Source organism: Streptomyces sp. sk2.1 (assembly GCF_008120935.1).
GTDB lineage: Bacteria > Actinomycetota > Actinomycetes > Streptomycetales > Streptomycetaceae > Streptomyces.
This window is the reverse complement of sequence record NZ_RDBO01000077.1, coordinates 1,267,543-1,285,560: the sequence shown is the minus strand read 5'-3', so window position 1 is coordinate 1,285,560 and position 18,018 is coordinate 1,267,543. Positions and strand designations below refer to the sequence as shown.

Annotated in this window: 16 protein-coding genes; 7 read left to right on the top strand and 9 right to left on the bottom strand. The window is 71.1% G+C overall.

Going from position 1 to position 18,018, the window contains the following annotated elements:
* Positions 1-150 precede the first annotated feature (150 nt).
* Positions 151-1,491 carry a 4-aminobutyrate--2-oxoglutarate transaminase gene (gene gabT, locus EAO76_RS33040; protein ID WP_148839648.1) on the top strand — a complete coding sequence of 447 codons (1,341 nt, stop codon included), beginning with the start codon at positions 151-153 and terminating at the stop codon, positions 1,489-1,491.
* A gap of 394 nt (positions 1,492-1,885) precedes the next feature.
* On the top strand, positions 1,886-2,470 hold the full coding sequence (locus EAO76_RS33035) for a phosphatase PAP2 family protein (protein ID WP_316248386.1): 585 nt from the start codon (positions 1,886-1,888) through the stop codon (positions 2,468-2,470).
* Between the two features lie 25 nt (positions 2,471-2,495).
* Here the strand turns inward: EAO76_RS33035 and EAO76_RS33030 are convergent, their stop codons facing one another.
* The 8 genes from EAO76_RS33030 to EAO76_RS32995 form a co-directional block, all read right to left on the bottom strand.
* Positions 2,496-4,322, bottom strand: a complete 1,827-nt coding sequence (locus tag EAO76_RS33030) for a chitinase (RefSeq protein WP_148839645.1) — start codon at positions 4,320-4,322, stop codon at positions 2,496-2,498.
* A 165-nt stretch (positions 4,323-4,487) separates the two neighbouring features.
* On the bottom strand, positions 4,488-4,949 hold the full coding sequence (locus tag EAO76_RS33025; protein WP_148839643.1) for a hypothetical protein: 462 nt from the start codon (positions 4,947-4,949) through the stop codon (positions 4,488-4,490).
* 183 nt (positions 4,950-5,132) lie between these two features.
* On the bottom strand, positions 5,133-6,548 hold the full coding sequence (locus tag EAO76_RS33020) for an FAD-binding oxidoreductase (RefSeq protein WP_148839641.1): 1,416 nt from the start codon (positions 6,546-6,548) through the stop codon (positions 5,133-5,135).
* A 24-nt stretch (positions 6,549-6,572) separates the two neighbouring features.
* Positions 6,573-7,373 (bottom strand): ABC transporter permease, encoded by an 801-nt coding sequence (locus EAO76_RS33015; protein WP_148839639.1) that lies wholly within the window; start codon positions 7,371-7,373, stop codon positions 6,573-6,575.
* Positions 7,373-8,299, bottom strand: coding sequence for an ABC transporter permease (locus EAO76_RS33010; protein WP_148839637.1), 927 nt, complete (start codon positions 8,297-8,299; stop codon positions 7,373-7,375). Before EAO76_RS33010 ends, EAO76_RS33015 begins: the two co-directional genes overlap by 1 nt.
* Positions 8,296-9,444: an ABC transporter ATP-binding protein gene (locus tag EAO76_RS33005; protein WP_148839635.1), complete on the bottom strand. Its 1,149-nt coding sequence runs from the start codon at positions 9,442-9,444 to the stop codon at positions 8,296-8,298. Before EAO76_RS33005 ends, EAO76_RS33010 begins: the two co-directional genes overlap by 4 nt.
* Before the next feature lie 53 nt (positions 9,445-9,497).
* A complete protein-coding gene (locus tag EAO76_RS33000) occupies positions 9,498-10,748 on the bottom strand; it encodes a PotD/PotF family extracellular solute-binding protein (protein WP_148839633.1) in 1,251 nt (416 codons plus the stop codon).
* A gap of 41 nt (positions 10,749-10,789) precedes the next feature.
* Entirely contained in the window at positions 10,790-12,304 is a 1,515-nt protein-coding gene (locus EAO76_RS32995) for a gamma-aminobutyraldehyde dehydrogenase (protein ID WP_148839631.1), read from the bottom strand.
* A 217-nt stretch (positions 12,305-12,521) separates the two neighbouring features.
* Between EAO76_RS32995 and EAO76_RS32990 the strand changes: the two genes are divergently transcribed.
* Positions 12,522-13,061: an NADAR family protein gene (locus EAO76_RS32990; protein WP_148839629.1), complete on the top strand. Its 540-nt coding sequence runs from the start codon at positions 12,522-12,524 to the stop codon at positions 13,059-13,061.
* A 271-nt stretch (positions 13,062-13,332) separates the two neighbouring features.
* Here EAO76_RS32990 and EAO76_RS32985 read toward each other — a convergent pair whose 3' ends face one another.
* Positions 13,333-14,061, bottom strand: a complete 729-nt coding sequence (locus EAO76_RS32985) for a DUF4190 domain-containing protein (protein WP_148839627.1) — start codon at positions 14,059-14,061, stop codon at positions 13,333-13,335.
* 132 nt (positions 14,062-14,193) lie between these two features.
* On the opposite strand from EAO76_RS32985, the gene EAO76_RS32980 reads away from it, so the two are divergent.
* The 4 genes from EAO76_RS32980 to EAO76_RS32965 all read left to right on the top strand — a co-directional run.
* A complete protein-coding gene (locus EAO76_RS32980; protein ID WP_148839625.1) occupies positions 14,194-15,228 on the top strand; it encodes an adenosine deaminase in 1,035 nt (344 codons plus the stop codon).
* A gap of 123 nt (positions 15,229-15,351) precedes the next feature.
* Complete coding sequence (locus EAO76_RS32975) at positions 15,352-16,056, top strand: glycerophosphodiester phosphodiesterase (protein ID WP_148839624.1); 705 nt, start codon at positions 15,352-15,354, stop codon at positions 16,054-16,056.
* An 82-nt stretch (positions 16,057-16,138) separates the two neighbouring features.
* On the top strand, positions 16,139-16,939 hold the full coding sequence (locus tag EAO76_RS32970) for an SAM-dependent methyltransferase (RefSeq protein WP_148839622.1): 801 nt from the start codon (positions 16,139-16,141) through the stop codon (positions 16,937-16,939).
* A gap of 80 nt (positions 16,940-17,019) precedes the next feature.
* Positions 17,020-18,018 (top strand): sensor histidine kinase (locus EAO76_RS32965; RefSeq protein ID WP_148840447.1); only part of this gene is annotated, 999 nt, incomplete at its 3' end.

Sequence of the window (18,018 nt, the reverse complement as noted above, 5' to 3'; positions counted from 1 at the left end):
CGACGTGGCGGCCCCCCGTCCCCGCGCCCCCGCTATGTCCGTGGCGGACAACGGCGCGCCGGCACCACTCCCGAACGGAACATGCCGGACCCCGTGCCTCGCCCCTAGCCTGCTGGTGAAGCGTCCGAAACATCCCCCCAGGAGCCCCCCATGACCGAAATTCCGCAGGAGCGACGCATCGTCACCGCCATTCCCGGCCCGAAGTCGGTGGAGCTGCAGGCCCGCCGGCTGAACACGGTGGCGGCGGGCGTGGGCTCCACCCTGCCGGTGTTCACCGCCCGCGCCGGCGGCGGAATCATCGAGGACGTGGACGGCAACCGCCTGATCGACCTCGGCTCCGGCATCGCCGTGACGTCGGTCGGCGCCTCCGCCGAGGCCGTCGTGCGCCGCGCGTCCGCGCAGCTCGCCGACTTCACCCACACCTGTTTCATGGTCACGCCGTACGAGGGCTACGTCGAGGTCTGCGAGCAGCTCGCCGAGCTGACGCCGGGCGACCACCCCAAGAAGTCGGCGCTGTTCAACTCGGGCGCCGAGGCCGTGGAGAACGCGGTGAAGATCGCCCGCATCCACACCAAGCGCACCGCGGTCGTCGTCTTCGACCACGGCTACCACGGCCGCACCAACCTCACGATGGCGCTGACCGCCAAGAACATGCCGTACAAGCAGGGCTTCGGTCCGTTCGCGCCCGAGGTCTACCGGGTGCCGGTGGCGTACGGCTACCGCTGGCCGACCGGTGCCGAGAACGCCGGTGCCGAGGCGTCCGCCCAGGCCATCGACCAGATCAACAAGCAGATCGGCGCGGAGAACGTCGCCGCGATCATCATCGAGCCGGTGCTCGGCGAGGGCGGCTTCATCGAGCCGGCCAAGGGCTTCCTCCCGGCGATCGCCCAGTTCGCCAAGGACAACGGCATCGTCTTCGTCGCCGACGAGATCCAGTCCGGCTTCTGCCGCACCGGCCAGTGGTTCGCCTGCGAGGACGAGGGCATCGTCCCGGACCTGATCACCACCGCCAAGGGCATCGCGGGCGGTCTCCCGCTCTCCGCCGTGACCGGCCGCGCCGAGATCATGGACTCCGCCCACTCCGGTGGCCTCGGCGGCACCTACGGCGGCAACCCGGTCGCCTGCGCGGGTGCCCTGGGCGCCATCGAGACGATGCGCGAGCTGGACCTGAACGGGAAGGCCAAGCGCATCGAGGAGGTCATGAAGGGCCGCCTCGCCGAGATGCAGGCGAAGCTCGACAACGGCGACATCATCGGTGACATCCGCGGCCGCGGCGCGATGATCGCGATCGAGCTGGTGAAGTCCGGCACGAAGGACCCGCACCCGGAGGCCGCCGCGAAGCTCGCCAAGGCGTGCCACGCCCAGGGCGTGCTGGTCCTCACCTGCGGCACGTACGGCAACGTCCTGCGCTTCCTGCCGCCGCTGGTGATCGGCGAGGACCTGCTGAACGAGGCGCTCGACGTCATCGAGCAGGCTTTCGCCGGGATCTGATCCGTGCGGACCCGGCGGCGGAGGACCGCTCCCCCGCCGGGGATGCAGGCGTCGCGTGTGGGCCTGTGAAGAAGGTGTGCGGGGCCGATGGCGGGATACGTTTCCGGCTGTCGGTCCCCCATCGGCTGCCGTACGGTTTGCGCAGATGAGAGAAACACCTCGCCCACAGGGGACTGCGGGCGATGCCGAACCGGAGCTTCCCCGGCGCCGTTTCGGCCGTGTCCTCGGGCACACCGCCGGATCCTTCGGTTCCGGCACTCCTCACCGATCGGACGGCCGCCCGCCCCAGACCCCCCGGGGCGCGCGGCGGACCGATCCGACCGGCCGCCCCGGAACCACCCCCCCTGTTCCCGGGCGGCCGGCCCTTCTCCTTCTCCCGGCACCGTTCCTGGTGGTGCTGTTCGCGCTCACCACCTGGCAGGTCGCGGCCGACGGCCCGCTGCGGGGTCTCGACGAGCGGATCGGGCGGGCGGTCGTGGGGCAGGGCCCCCTCCGCCTGACGGAGTTCCTCGCCGATCTCGGCAACATGCAGGTCGCGCTCCCGGTGCTGGGGCTCGCAATCGTCCGGTCCCTGGTGCGCGGTGAGCGACGCGCGCCGTTGTGCGCGGTCCTGGCCATGGTCGCGGTACCGCTCCTCGTCGTACCGCTGAAGGACTGGATCGCCCGTCCGGGGCCGCTGACGGAGGCCACCGGCTACTACCCGTCCGGGCACGCGGCGACGGCCGTGGTGGCGTACGGGGCCGCGGCGCTGCTGCTCGCGCCGCACGCACGGCGGCCGTGGTCGTGGATGATGCCCGTCGCCGCTGCCTTGCTGGCCACGGCGACGGGCATCGGTCTGGTGCTGCGCGGCTACCACTGGCCGCTGGACGTGCTGGGCAGCTGGTGGCTGTGCGGGGCGCTGCTGGTCGTTCTCCGGTTCTGCTGCCGGGGCGGGCGTTCCCGGTCTCCCGGGCAGACGTCCCCGGAGGCCCGGGCCTGAGCGGCCCGGGCCTCCGGAGCGGGCGTCAGTTGCCGAAGTAGGCGTCGAAGTTCTTCGAGAACTCCCCGTTGTTGAAGCGGTCCCAGTTGATCGACCACGACATCAGCCCGCGCAACTGGGGCCAGGTGCCGTGGGTGGTGTACGAGCCGCAGTCGGTCTTCTTGGTCAGGCAGTTCAGCGCCTTGGTGACCTCGGCGGGCGAGGTGTGGCCGTTGCCCGCCTGGGTGGAGGCCGGCAGGCCGATGGCGACCTGGTCGGGCCGCAGCGCGGGGAAGACCTTGGTCTGGTCGCCGGCCACCGGGAATCCGGTGAGCAGCATGTCGGTCATGGCGATGTGGAAGTCCGCGCCGCCCATCGAGTGGTACTGGTTGTCCAGGCCCATGATGGAGCCCGAGTTGTAGTCCTGGACGTGCAGCAGGGTCAGGTCGTCGCGCAGGGCGTGGATGACCGGCAGGTAGGCGCCGGCCCGGGGGTCCTGGCCGCCCCAGGGGCCCGAGCCGTAGTACTGGTAGCCGAGCTGCACGAAGAAGGTCTCGGGCGCCATGGTGAGGACGAACTTCTCGCCGTACTTGGCCTTGAGGGTCTTCACCGCGGAGATCAGGTTGACGACGACCGGGGTCGTGGGGTTCCGGAAGTCGGTGTCGCCGGTGTTCAGCGAGAGCGAGTGCCCCTCGAAGTCGATGTCGAGGCCGTCCAGGCCGTACTCGTCGATGATCTTGCTGACGGAGGAGACGAAGGTGTCCCGGGCGGCGGCGGTGGTGAGCTGCACCTGGCCGTTCTGGCCGCCGATGGAGATCAGGACCTTCTTGCCCGCGGCCTGCTTGGCCTTGATGGCGGCCTTGAACTCGGCGACGGACTCGACGTTCGGGCACTCGGTGACCGGGCAGAGCGAGAAGCGGATGTCGCCGGAGGTGACCGAGGTGGGCTCGCCGAAGGCCAGGTCGATGACGTCCCAGGAGTCGGGCACGTCCGCCATGCGCGTGTAGCCGGAGCCGTTGGCGAAGCTGGCGTGCAGATAGCCGACGAGCGCGTGGGCGGGCAGTTTGCCGCCGTCCCCGCCCCCGCCGCCCGCCGTGGTGGTGGCGGACACGGCGGCGGACTTGGCGGACTCGCCCGCGGAGTTGGTCGCGGCGACCCGGAAGCTGTACGCGGTCGAGGCGGTCAGGCCGGTGACCGTGGCGGAGGTGCCGGTGGCGGAGAGGACCTTGGTGTCGCCCCGGTAGACGTTGTAGCCGGTGGCCCCGGTGGAACCGGTCCAGGACAGGTCGACCGAGGACGCGGTGACCGTGCCGGCCTTCAGCCCGGTGGGGGCGGCGGGCAGTTCGACGGGGGCGCCGCCGGGGCCGACGAGGGTGAGGTCGTCGGCGTAGTAGGCCGGGGTGCCGAACCAGCCGTGGGTGTAGACGGTGACCGAGGTGGTGGACGGCCCGGTCTTGAAGGTGGTGGTGAGCTGCTTCCAGTCGGCGGACGACTGGGCCCAGGTGGAGACGTCGGTGGTGCCGGTGCCGGACGCGCCGAGGTAGACGTACGAGCCCTGCACCCAGCTGCTCAGCGTGTACGTGGAGTCCGGCTGGACGTTCACCACCTGGGAGCACTTGGCGTTGTCGCCGCCGGCCGGGGTCGCCTTCAGCGCCGAGGTGCCGCTATGGGCGGGGGTGCTGACGGCGGCTCCGCTGCCGCCGGTGCAGCTCCAGCCATCCAGGCCGGACTCGAAGCCGCCGTTGCGCGCCAGGTCGACGTCGGCGGCGGCGGCGGACGGGGCGAGGGCGGTCAGTCCGCCCGCGGCGAGCAGCGCCGCCGAGAAGGCGGCCACAAGTCCGGTAAATCGGGCGGGTGGTCCCGTGCGTTCCACAACGGCCTCCGTGCATGGGGGAATTGAGTGCGGCGGGCACAACATGGTCCAGACCAATCAGGTTGTCAAGACCTCTGGCAGTACCCCGTCGCACCCGCCGCCGACATGTCCCGTTTCCCGGCTCCTGTCCCCTCCCCTCGTCCTCGCCCCTTCTTCGCGGCTCCGTCAGCCCCTTTCGTTCCCGGCCCGCCGGGCCGCCGCCTCGTGCATCGCGAGTTCCAGGAGCGTCATGTCGGTGAGGGTGCCCCTGCCGTCCGGCGGGATCAGCCAGCGCACCCCGCCCGCCGCCGTCCGCCCGGGGCGGGGCACGGCGATCCAGCTCCCCCGGCCCGCGCCCCGCACGCCGGTGCCGACCCAGCGGGCGACGGTGCCCGGCGGCACGAGGAAAACGATGCGGGCCCCGCCGGAGTCGGCGAGGACGGGACCCGGCCCGTCGATGAGCCGGGTGAGCACGTCGAGAGCGGGACGGCCCAGCTCCCCGGGAAGGATCAGCGCGTCCCAGCGCCGGCCGGCGGGAAGGAGCGCGATCCCCCGCGGGTCGCGCTCCCATTCCCGACGGCAGGCATCGGGGTCGGGCGCCACCGACACGAGCCACTCGACTGCTGCTTCGGCCCCCGCGCCAGTCATGACCGGTCTCCGTTCCGTGTACCGCGCGCCGGCCGTGGGTGGCCGACGCGTCCACACGGGAGACAGGGGTCGCCCCGGTCCATTACGCGGGTTCGGACGATCGGTCGGAACGGAACCGGGCCGGTCACCCCGAGGGGTGACCGGCCCGGTGTCCCGGCGGCCCGGCGGCCGCCGGGCGGAGTCTCAGCTGTCGAAGCCGAGTCCGAGCCGGTCCATCGTCCGCAGCCAGAGGTTGCGGTGCCCGCCGTTGCGGTCGGCCCTGGCCAGGGACCGCTTGGTGAGCTCGATCCCGGTCCAGGCGAAGGGCTCCGGCGGGAACGGCATCGGCTTGCTGCGGACCATCTCCAGCCCGGTCCGCTCGGTCCGCTCGCCCGCCAGCAGGTCGAGCATCACGTCGGCCCCGAACCGGGTGGCGCCGACGCCGAGCCCGGTGTATCCGGCGGCGTAGGCGACCCGGCCGCGGTAGGCCGTGCCGAAGAACGCGGAGAAGCGGGAGCAGGTGTCGATCGCCCCGCCCCAGGCGTGGCTGAAGCGGACGCCCTCCAGCTGCGGGAAGCACTCGAAGAACTGGCCCGCGAGCTTGAGGAAGGTCTCCGGGCGCTGGTCGAGATCGGCGTTCAGCCGGCCGCCGTACGGGTAGATCGCGTCGTAGCCGCCCCACAGGATCCGGTTGTCGGCCGACAGCCGGAAGTAGTGGAACTGGTTGGCGCTGTCGCCCAGCCCCTGCCGGTTCCGCCAGCCGATGGAGGCCAGCTGGTCCGCGGTGAGCGGTTCGGTCATCAGCGCGTAGTCGTAGACCGGCACGGTGTACGGGCGCACCCGCTTGACCAGCGACGGGAAGATGTTCGTGCCGAGCGCCACCCGGTGCGCGAAGATCCTTCCGTAGGGCGTGCGGACGGCCATTCCGGCGGTGGTCCCGGCCAGTTCGAGGCCCCGGGTGTGTTCGTAGATCCGCACCCCCAGGCCGAGGCAGGCCCGCTTCAGGCCCCAGGCCAGTTTGGCGGGGTGCAGCATGGCGACACCCCGCCGGTCCCAGAGCCCGCCCAGGAAGGTCGGCGAGTCGACCTCGGCGCGCAGCGCGTCCCGGTCCAGGAACTCCGTACCGGTGAAGCCGAGCTTCTCGGTCTCCTGGTGCCATTCCCGGAGCTCTTCGAGCTGGTGGGGCTCGGTGGCGACGTCGATCTCGCCGGTGCGCTCGAACTCGCAGTCGATGGAGTAGCGGGCGACGGCGGCCTCGATGGCGTCGAGGTTGTGCTCGCCGAGCTCCTCCAGCTTCTTGATCTCGTCCGGCCAGCGGTCCAGTCCGTTGGGCAGGCCGTGGGTGAGGGAGGCGGCGCAGAATCCGCCGTTGCGGCCCGAGGCGGCCCAGCCCACCTCGTGCCCCTCGATCAGTACGACGTCCCGTTCCGGGTCGCGCTCCTTGGCGAGCAGCGCGGTCCACAGTCCGCTGTAGCCGCCGCCGATGACGAGCAGGTCGCAGCGCTCGTCACCGGTGAGCGCCGGCAGCGCCGCGGGCTTTTCGGGGTCGTCCAGCCAGAACGACACCGGTTGTGCGTCGGAGAGTGATTGTGCAGCGGTACGCATGGCAACTGGGGCCATGGTTTCCAACTCCTTCAGGACTTTCTATCGTGTGCTTTTCTTGCGCCGGTTCGCGATCAGCTGGCCGACGACGACCACCGCCACGGCGATGACGAACATCGCCGTTCCGATGACGTTGATCTGTACAGGTGTGCCCCGCTGTGCCGATCCCCAGACGAACATGGGGAAGGTCACGGTGGAGCCCGCGTTGAAGTTGGTGATGATGAAGTCGTCGAAGGAGAGCGCGAAGGCGAGCAGCGCTCCCGCGGCGATCCCGGGGGCTGCGATCGGCAGCGTCACCCGCAGGAAGGTCTGCACGGGTCCGGCGTACAGGTCGCGGGCGGCCTCCTCCAGCCGCGGGTCCATGGACATCACGCGCGCCTTGACGGCCGTCACGACGAAGCTCAGGCAGAACATGATGTGCGCGATGAGGATCGTCCAGAAGCCCAGCTGCGCGCCCATGTTGAGGAAGAGGGTGAGCAGCGAGGCGGCCATGACCACCTCGGGCATCGCCATCGGCAGGAAGATCAGCGAGTTGATCGCGCCGCGCGCCCGGAAGCGGTAGCGGACCAGCGCGAAGGCGATCATCGTGCCGAGCGCGGTCGCGCCGACGGTGGCCCAGAAGGCGATCTGGAGGGACAGCGAGAGCGAGCCGCACATGTCGGCGACGCCGCAGGGGTCCTTCCAGGCGTCCAGGGAGAAGTGCTGCCAGGAGTAGTTGAAGCGCCCCTTCGGCTTGTTGAACGAGAACACCATGACGACGATGTTCGGCAGGATCATGTACGCGAGGGTCAGCAGACCCACGAGGACGACCAGGTTGCGGCGAATCCAGCGCAGTACGGGCATCAGACCAGGTCCTCCGTCCCGGAGCGGCGGATGTAGAAGGTGACCATGAGCAGGACGACCGCCATGAGGATGAAGGAGAGCGCGGCGGCCGTCGGGTAGTCCAGGACCCGCAGGAACTGTGTCTGGATGACGCTGCCGACCATCTTGGTGTCGGTGGAGCCGAGCAGTTCGGCGTTGACGTAGTCGCCACTGGCCGGGATGAAGGTGAGCAGCGTCCCGGAGACGACACCCGGCATGGAGAGCGGGAGGGTCACCTTGCGGAAGGTGGTGGCGGGGGTGGCGTACAGGTCACCGGCCGCCTCGTGCAGCCTGCCGTCGATCCGCTCCAGCGAGGTGTAGAGCGGCAGGATCATGAAAGGCAGGAAGTTGTACGTGAGGCCGCAGACCACGGCGAGCGGGGTGGCCAGCACCCGGTTGGACTCGGTCCAGCCGAGCCAGCTGGTGACGTCCAGGACGTGCAGGGTGTTGAGCACCTCGACGACCGTGCCGCCGTCCGCGAGGATCGTCTTCCAGGCGAGGGTGCGGATCAGGAAGCTGGTGAAGAACGGCGCGATGACCAGGACCAGGACGACGTTGCGCCAGCGGCCGGCCTTGAACGCGATGAGGTAGGCGAGCGGGTAGCCGAGCAGCAGGCACAGGATCGTGGCGGTGCCCGCGTACAGCAGGGACCGGATGAACTGCGGGTAGTAGTCCTGCAGCGCGTCCCAGTACGTCGCGAAGTGCCAGGTGACCTCGAAGCCCTTCTCCAGGGAGCCGGTCTGCACGGAGGTCGACGCCTGGTAGACGAGCGGCAGTGCGAAGAAGACGAGCAGCCACAGGATGCCGGGGAGCAGCAGCCAGTAGGGGACGAGGCGCTTGCGGGTGGCGGGCTTGCGGATCTTCAGTTCGGTGACGGGCGCCGGTGGCGCCTCCTTGGTGACGGTCACGCCGCGTCCTCCACCGTCTCCACACCGGCGTCGATGTCCTGGGAGGCGTCCAGACCGAAGGTGTGCGCCGGGTTCCAGTGCAGGACGACCTCGGTGCCGGGGGTGAGTCCCGCGCGCCGGTCGATGTTCTGCTCGTACACCTGGAGCTCCTTGCCGGCCGGGCTCTCCACCACGTACTGCGTGGAGACCCCGATGAAGCTGGAGTCGACGATCCGGCCGGTGACCCGGTTGCGGCCCTCGGCGATCGTGTCCGTGTCGTCGGCGGGTGCGAGGGAGATCTTCTCGGGGCGCACGCCGAGCAGCAGCTTGCCGCCCTCGGTGGCCCGGGCCGTGCACCGGTCGGTGGGCAGCCGCAGCTTCCCGCCTCCCGCGGACACGACGATGTCGGTGCCCGTGGAGACGACCTCGGCCTGGATGAGGTTGGAGGTGCCCAGGAAGTTGGCGACGAAGGTCGTCCGCGGGTTCTCGTACAGGTCGGCGGGGGCGCCGAGCTGCTCGACCCGGCCCGCGTTCATCACCGCGACGGTGTCGGCCATGGTCATGGCCTCCTCCTGGTCGTGGGTGACGTGGATGAAGGTGATGCCGACCTCGGTCTGGATGCGCTTGAGCTCCAGCTGCATCTGGCGGCGCAGCTTGAGGTCGAGGGCACCGAGCGGTTCGTCGAGCAGGAGCACCTGCGGGTGGTTGATCAGGGCGCGGGCGACGGCGACGCGCTGCTGCTGGCCGCCGGAGAGCTGGTGCGGCTTGCGCTTGGCGAAGTCGCCGAGCTGGACGAGGTCCAGCATCTCGTCGACCTGCTTCTTCACCGACTTGATGCCGCGCCGGCGCAGACCGAAGGCGACGTTCTCGGCGATGTCGAGGTGCGGGAAGAGCGCGTAGCTCTGGAAGACCGTGTTGACGGGCCGCTTGTAGGGGGGCAGATCGGTGATGTCCCGGTCGCCGAGCGAGATGGTGCCGGTGGTCGCCTCCTCCAGGCCCGCGATCATCCGCAGGGTGGTGGTCTTGCCGCAGCCGGACGCGCCGAGCAGTGCGAAGAAGGTGCCCTGCGGGACGGTCAGGTCGAGGGGTTCGACGGCGATGAAGGAGCCGTACGTCTTGCTGATCCCGGTGAGGCGGACGTCGCCGCCGGTCTGCTGCTGTGTCATGGATCGCGGTCCCGGTGGTGTCGGAGGGAGATCGGGGAGAAAGGGGCGCGGGGTCAGGCGCCGATGAGCTTGGCGAACTTCTCTTCGTACGCCGTCTCTTCCTTGCTGGTCAGGGAGCGGAAGGCGTGCGATCGGGACGCCATCTCCTTGTCCGGGAGGATCAGGACGTTGTCGGCCATCGCCCGGTCGATCTTCGCCAGCTCCTCGCGGACCCCGTCGACCGGGCAGACGAAGTTGATGTAGGCGGCGAGCTGTGCGGCGACCGACGGCTCGTAGTAGTAGTCGATGAGCTTCTCGGCGTTGGTCTTGTGCCGGGCCTCCACCGGGACCATCAGGTTGTCGCTGGATATGACGTACCCCGCGGCCGGGATCGCGTACTTGATGTCCGGGTTCCCGGCCTGGAGCTGGATGACGTCGCCGGCCCACGCGACGCAGGCGGCGATGTCGCCCTTGTCGAGGTCCGCGGTGTAGTCGTTGCCGGTGAAGCGGCGGATCTGGTTCTTGTCGACGCCCTTCTGGAGCCGGCCGATCGCGGCGTCGTAGTCCGCGTCGGTGAAGGTGCCGGGGTCCTTGCCCATGTCGAGCAGGGTCATGCCGATGGTGTCGCGCATCTCGGAGAGGAAGGAGACCTTGCCCTTGAGCTTCGGGTCGTCGAGGAGCTGCGTGACCGAGTCGACCTTGCGTCCGCCGGTCGCCCTGGAGTTGTAGGCGATGACGGTCGGGATGCCCGCCCAGGGGTACGAGTGGGCGCGGCCCGGGTCCCAGTCCGGGGAACGGAACTGGGTCGAGAGGTTGGCGTAGGCGTGCGGCAGGTTCGAGGCGTCGAGCTTCTGCGCCCAGCCGAGGCGGACGATGCGGGCGGCCAGCCAGTCGGTGACGCAGATGATGTCGCGCCCGGTGTCCTGGCCGGCCGCGAGCTGCGGTTTTATCTTGCCGAAGAACTCGACGTTGTCGTTGATGTCCTCGGTGTACTTGACGCTGATGCCGGTGCGCTTCGTGAACGCCTCCAGGGTGGGCCGGTGCTTGCCGTCCTCGGTGACGTCCATGTACTCGGTCCAGTTGGAGAAGTTGATCTGCTTCTCCCGGGCCGAGTGGTCGTCGGACGCCGCAGCGCCGCCTTCCGAGCGCTTCGCCGGCGGGATGCCGCAGGCGCTCAGTGTGCCCAGCCCGCCGATCGCCAGCGCCCCCATGCCGGAGGCGCGGATCAGCGATCGGCGGGTGAGGGCGCCCCGGCCGCTGGTCAGGCTGCGTCGCATCGCGGCGATCTGGGCCGCGGAGAGGCGCTCGGGCTCGTACTGCTCCATGCCGTTGCCCTTTCGGGTGTGTGGGGCCGGGGTCGGCCGGTTTATCGGTCCCCGAAGATCGTGCGGTGCCAGTCCTTGCGGACGACCGCGGTGTTGTCGTACATGACGTGCTTGACCTGCGTGTACTCCTCGAAGGAGTACGAGGACATGTCCTTGCCGAAGCCGCTGGCCTTGTATCCGCCGTGCGGCATCTCGCTGATGATCGGGATGTGGTCGTTGACCCAGACGCAGCCCGCCTTGATCTCGCGGGTGGCACGGTTGGCGCGGTACAGGTCGCGGCTCCAGGCGGAGGCGGCGAGCCCGTACGGGGTGTCGTTGGCCAGGCGGATGCCCTCGTCGTCGCTGTCGAAGGGCAGCACGACCAGGACCGGGCCGAAGATCTCCGACTGGACGATCTCGCTGTCCTGGGCGGCGTCGGCGACGAGGGTGGGCCGGTAGTAGGCGCCGTCGGCCAGTTCGCCGCCGGGGGCCTCGCCGCCGGTGACGACGGTGGCGTACGCGCGGGCGCGCTCGACGAATCCGGCGACCCGGTCCCGCTGGGCATGGCTGATCAGCGGACCGAGGTCGGTGTGCGGGTCGAAGGGGTCGCCGAGCCGGACGGTCTCCATCAGCTCGGCGACGCCCCGTACGAAGGCGTCGTACAGCGGGCGCTGGACGTAGGCGCGGGTGGCGGCGGTGCAGTCCTGACCGGTGTTGATGAGTGCCCCGGCGACGGCGCCGTTGACCGCGGCGTCGAGGTCGGCGTCGTCGAAGACCACGAAGGGGGCCTTGCCGCCGAGTTCGAGGTGGAGGCGCTTGACGGTGGAGGTGGCGATCTCCGCGACCCGCTTGCCGACGGCGGTGGAGCCGGTGAAGGAGGTCATGACCACGTCCGGGTGGCCGACCAGGTGCTCGCCGGCCTCCTTGCCCGCACCGGTGACGATGTTGATCACGCCGTCGGGGATGCCCGCCTCCGTGGCCGCCTGGGCGAACATCAGCGAGGTCAACGGGGTGATCTCGGCGGGCTTCAGCACGATGGTGTTGCCTGCGGCGATGGCCGGGAGGACCTTCCAGGCGGCCATCTGGAGCGGGTAGTTCCAGGGGGCGATGGAGCCGATGACGCCGATCGCCTCACGGCGTACGTACGAGGTGTGGTCGCCGTCGTACTCGGCGGCCGACTTGCCCTCCAGATGGCGGGCGGCGCCGGCGAAGAAGGAGGTGTTGTCGACGGTGCCGGGCACGTCGAACTCGGTGGACAGCTTGATCGGCTTGCCGCACTGGAGCGACTCCACGTACGCGAAGTCGTCGGCCTGCTCGGCGAGTACGGCGGCGAAGCGGTGCATCGCCTCGGCCCGCTCGGCGGGCGTCGCGCCCGACCAGCCGGGGAACGCCTCGCGCGCGGCGGCCACGGCGGCGTCCACGTCCGCGGTGCCCGCCAGCTCGTAGCTGTAGACGGTCTCGCCCGTCGCGGGATTCACCACGTCGTGCCGGCGCCCCGATGTTCCGGACCGCAGCTTTCCGCCGATGTACTGTGCGCCGTCCGCGAAGCGGTCCCGCACCTGGATGCCGTTGCCCATGACGCTCTCCTCCGCCGCGTGCCCCGGAAACACGGGGGCGGCGTAGTCTCTGCTCGATTTGAGTGCCGATCCTGACAGAGGCCATCCACCCCAACAAGTGATTCCGTTGTTGCCTTTTGGTTACGCAACGGAATCTGTCGACCATGTGTCGCGTCAGTGCGGAATTCCCCGTACGTAGTGTCAGTGGCGAATGCCAGAATCGCATGTCATGGAACACATGGACGATCTTCTGGCGCGGGTAGCGCGCGGGGAGAAGGTGAAGTACCTGCACTTCTGGGGACACCGTCCGCGGCCCGACGGCCGTATCGGCGCGAGCTGCCTCAGTCAGTGGTGGCCGTCGCGTTTCACGGTCGACGGCGTGACGTACGCGTCGGCCGAGCACTGGATGATGGCGGGCAAGGCGCGCCTGTTCGGCGACGCGGAGTCAGAGGCCGCGGCGGTGGCGGCGAAGAGCCCCGCGGTGGCGAAGAAGGTGGGCCGGCTGGTCCGCGGTTTCGACGACGCGGTGTGGGAGCGCGAGCGGTACGGGCTGGTGGTGGCCGGCAGTGTGCACAAGTTCGCCGCCGACCCGGAGCTGCGGGAGTTCCTGCTGAACACCGGGGACCGGGTACTGGTCGAGGCGAGCCCGATGGACCGGATCTGGGGCATAGGTCTGGCGGCGGACGACCCCCGGGCGGCCGCCCCGGCGACCTGGCGGGGGCTGAACCTGCTGGGATTCGCGCTGATGGACGCCCGGACGCGACTGCGGGCGGCCTGAGAGGGCCGGGGCACCGCGGGGAACGGCCGGGGCTGCCGGACGTCTGCGGGGAACGGCCGGTCGGGCCGGGACTGCGGGCGGCCCGAGGGGGCCGGGACTGCTGGACGTCCATGCAGGCGGGACTGCTGGACGTCCGCGGAGGCGGCGGTCCTTGCGCGGCGGCGGGTCGCCCCCGGTCCCGGTACGGCGCGACGGCCGTGCGGGAGGGCCGGGGCCCGGCCCGCACGGCCGTCGGGAAGGGGTGCGCCGTCGGTCCGGTGCCGGTTGGCCGCTACCGCGTGACGTCGACGACCAGGGACGTGGCGTACGGGTCGTCCTCGTAGACGGTGTTGTCGTCGAACTCGTCGGCGTGGGTGGCGAACAGCCAGATGAAGAAGCTGATGATCGCCACGCCGAAGGCGATGCCGATGGACCCCATGATGATCCCGGCGAGCGCCTGGCCGCTGTTGGTCGCCTCACCGCGCTGCACCCGCTTGCGGCCCAGGATGCCGAAGATCAGGGCCAGTACGCCCAGGATCAGGCTCGGGATCCCGTAGACGCAGAACATGCAGACGGCCAGGATGCCGAGCACCATGGCCGCCGTGCCCATCCCGTTCGCGGGCGGCGGGCCCCACGGCGCCTGGGGGTATCCGGGGTATCCCGGGTATCCCGGATACCCGTACTGCGGCTGTGCGGCCGGGTAGCCGTACTGGCCCGCAGGCGGCGGGAACTGCTGCCCCGGTCCGTTGGGGCCGACCGGGGGCGGCGGCACCTCGCCGGGTACCGGCCCGGGCCCGTCGGGCGATCCGAACCCCGGCGGCGGCGCGTCGGCCGGCGCGGGGCCGTCCCCGACGCCCGGCATCGAGGTGACCGTCGGCTGGCTGTGCACGGCGGGCGGACGGGTGTCGCCGGCCGGCTTGTCCAGCGGAACCTTCTTGTCCAGCGGGACCCTGCCGTCGGGCGCGGCCCACGGATCCCGCGGCGCGCCCCCGCCCTCGGGCTGCTCTGTGTTGTCTGACATATGCCTCCCCCATCGTGGTCCCGTCATGCTACGGCCCGCCTGTTCACCTGCGGACCCGGCCTACGATGATGCCCGTCCCCTGCCCGGCCGACCGCGCCCGGCAGCCCGTCGTCCCACGCCCCGGAGAGTCCGATGTCCGAACTGCGCCCCTTCATCGCGGGGCTTCCCAAGGCGGAACTGCACGTCCACCACGTCGGGTCCGCCTCTCCCCGCATCGTCGCGGAGCTGGCCGCGCACCACCCCGACTCCAAGGTCCCCACCGACCCCGAGGCGCTGGCCGACTACTTCACCTTCACGGACTTCGGGCACTTCATCGAGGTGTACCTCTCCGTCGTGGACCTGATCCGCACCCCGGAGGACGTCCGCCTGCTGACCTTCGAGGTCGCCCGCGACATGGCGCGGCAGAACATCCGGTACGCGGAGCTGACGGTGACGCCGTACTCCTCGACCCGGCGCGGCATCCCCGAGCAGGCGTTCATGGAGGCGATAGAGGACGCCCGCAAGGCCGCCGAGGCCGAGCTGGGCGTCGTGCTGCGCTGGTGCTTCGACATCCCCGGCGAGGCCGGGCTCCAGTCCGCCGAGGAGACCGCCCGGCTCGCCGTGGACCTGCGGCCCGAGGGGCTCGTCTCCTTCGGGCTCGGCGGTCCGGAGGTCGGGGTGGGGCGCCCGCAGTTCAAGCCCTACTTCGACCGCGCGATCGCCGCGGGCCTGCACTCCGTGCCGCACGCCGGGGAGACCACCGGGCCGCAGACCGTCTGGGACGCGCTGACCCATCTGCGCGCCGAGCGCATCGGCCACGGCACCAACTCCGTCCAGGACCCGAAGCTGCTGGCCCACCTCGCCGAGCACCGCATCCCGCTGGAGGTCTGTCCGACCTCGAACATCGCGACCCGCGCCGTGGCCGACATCGACCGGCACCCGGTCCGGGAGATGGTGCGGGCCGGTGTCCTGGTCACCATCAACAGCGACGACCCGCCGATGTTCGGCACCGACCTCAACAACGAGTACGCGGTGGCCGCCCGGCTGCTCGACCTGGACGAGCGCGGGCTCGCCGGGCTGGCGAAGAACGCGGTCGAGGCCTCGTACCTCGACCCGGCCGGCAAGCGGGCGCTGGCCGCCGAGATCGACACGTACACGGCGAGCTGGCTGGAGCGCGCCGGCCGGTGAACCGGCTGGAACACTCCGGCCGGTGAGCCCGGTGGTACGCGCCGGCCGGTGAGCCCGTCGGCGCGTACCGGTCGGTGAGTCGGCCGGGGCGCGGACGGGGGTCCCGGTGGTCACAATGACCCCATGGCCACCTCAGTCACCGCCGTGGCGCACCGCGGCGACCCCTACCGGGTCCGCGAGAACACGCTTCCCTCGATCCGCTCCGCCCTCGCACAGGGGGCGGACGCGGTCGAGATCGACGTGCGGGTCACCCGCGACGGGGTGCCGGTCCTGCTGCACGACGCCACGCTGAAGCGGTTGTGGGGCCATGACCTGCGGCTGGACCGGCTGACCCGGGCCGAGCTCACCGGGCTGACCCGCGGCGGTGTGCCCACGCTGCGCGAGGCGCTGCTCGCCGCCGGGGCGCAGCGCGTCATGATCGATCTGCCCGGCTCCACCGACGGCTCCGTGGCGCGGACCGTCGCCGCGGTGCACGGGTGCGGAGCCGCGGAGCGGGTGTACTACTGCGCGGGCCCCGAGGCGATGCTGCGGGTGCGCGCCGCCGATCCCGCCGCCGAGATCGCCCTGACCTGGACGTCGTCCGAGCCGCCGGGCCCGGCGCTGCTCGACGCGGTGCGGCCGCGCTGGCTGAACTACCGGTTCGGCCTGGTGCACCGCGATCTGACGGACCGTCTGCACCGGGACGGACTGCTGGTGTCCGCCTGGACGGTGGACACCGCCCCCGTCATGCGCCGCCTCGTCCGGCGGGGCGTCGACTCGATCACCACCAACCGGGTGGACGTCCTGCGCGGCGTCCTCGCCAACTCCTCGGCCACCGGCCCCGCTTGACCGTCCGGCATCATGGACGGCACTCCTGTCCCCTTCTTCCCTCCCCTCCCCCCGATCACCGGCCGGCCCGAGGAGCAGAACCGTGACCGACGCCCGCACCGACCCCCTTCCCGACCGCGTCCGCCCCGACGTCGCCCACAACGCGCGGGTCTGGAACCACTGGCTGGGCGGCCGGGACAACTACCCCGTGGACCGCGAGGTCGGCGACCGGGTCACCGCCATGTACCCGAGCATCGGCGAAGTCGCGCGCGCCGACCGGGAGTTCCTGGGGCGCGCCGTCCGTCATCTGGCCGGTGACGTGGGGATCGGGCAGTTCCTGGACATCGGCACCGGTCTGCCGACCGCCGGGAACACCCATGAGGTCGCCCAGCACACCGCCCCCGGCTCCCGCGTCGTGTACGTCGACAACGACCCGATCGTGCTGGCGCACGCCCGTGCGCTGCTCACCAGCTCCCCGGAGGGCGCGACCGCGTACGTCGAAGCGGACGCCCGCCGTCCGGAGGAGATCCTCCGGACGGCCGAGCCGACGCTGGACCTGGAGAAGCCGGTCGCCGTCCTGCTGCTCGGCATCCTCAACTTCGTCCTGGACACGGACGAGGCCCGGCACATCGTACGGACGCTGATGGACGCGGTGCCGTCCGGCAGCCATCTGGTGCTGACCCATCCGACGCTGGAGCTGGGCGGCGAGGGCAACGAGGCGGCGATGCGGTTCTGGAACGAGAACGCCACCCCGCCGATCACCGCCCGCGGCCGCGCCGAGTTCGCCACGTTCCTGACCGGACTCCACCTCCTGGAGCCGGGCATCGTGTCGTGCGCGCGCTGGCGCGCGGAGCCGTGGGCGCCGCTGGTCGCCCAGTTCGGCGCGGTGGCCCGGAAGCCGTAGTGGATCCGCGGGAGGTGTGGACGCGCGCCCGGGGGACGTGGAGGACGGACATCGGAGTGGCCCTGCTGGTGCAGGCGGCCATGACCATGCCGTTCGTCGTGCCGCGCGCCCCCGAGCTGCCGGAGGCGACGTGGACGTCGTACGGTCTGACCACCCTGATGGTGCTGCCGCTGGTGGCCCGTCGCCGGGCTCCGGTCGCGGTCCTCGTCACGGTCATGGCCGCCGGGGCCCTGTACACCTTCGCCGTCGACGGGCCGGGGCAGCCGCTGCCGTACACCGGTCTCGTGGCGTTCTACACGGTGGCCGAGCTCTCCTCGCCGCCGAAGCGGATCGGGATCGCGGTGCTCACGGTGGCGGCGGTGCTGGTCTCGGTCGGACTCGACGGCGACGACATGCGGGAGCTGCTCTTCTCCCTGTTCGTGTTCGCGGCGGCCTACGCCTTCGGCCGGTTCACGGTGACGCGCAAGGCGTATCTGCGTGCGGTGGAGGACCGGGCCCGTCAGCTGGAGCTGACGCACCGGATCGAGGCCGAGCAGGCGGCGGCCCGCGAACGGGCCCGGATCGCCAGGGAGATGCACGACATCCTGTCCCATGCGGTGAGCCTGATGATCGTGCAGGCGGAGGCCGGTCCGGTGGCGGTCCGCACGGCGCCGGAGCGTGCCGAGGCGGCCTTCGACGCGATCTCGGAGACGGGCCGGGACGCGATGGCGCAGCTGCGCCGGATGCTCGGCGTACTGCGCGAGAACGAGGGCGCGCCGGACGCGCCGCGGGAGCCCCAGCCCGCGCTGGCCGGACTGCCGGGGCTCGTGGAGCGGGTGCGCGGCAGTGGTCCGGCGGTCTCGTACGAGGTCACGGGCGACCCCGGTGCGCCGGACCTGGCGGTCGAGGCGACCGTCTACCGGATCGCGCAGGAGGCCCTGACGAACGTGATCAGGCATGCGGACGCGAGCACGGTCCGCGTCCGGCTGGAGCACCGGCCCGAGGCGTTGACGCTCACCGTCACCGACGACGGGCGGGGCCCCGGGGGCGGCTCGGGGCTGGGATTGGTCGGCATCCGGGAGCGTGCCGCCGCGCACGGC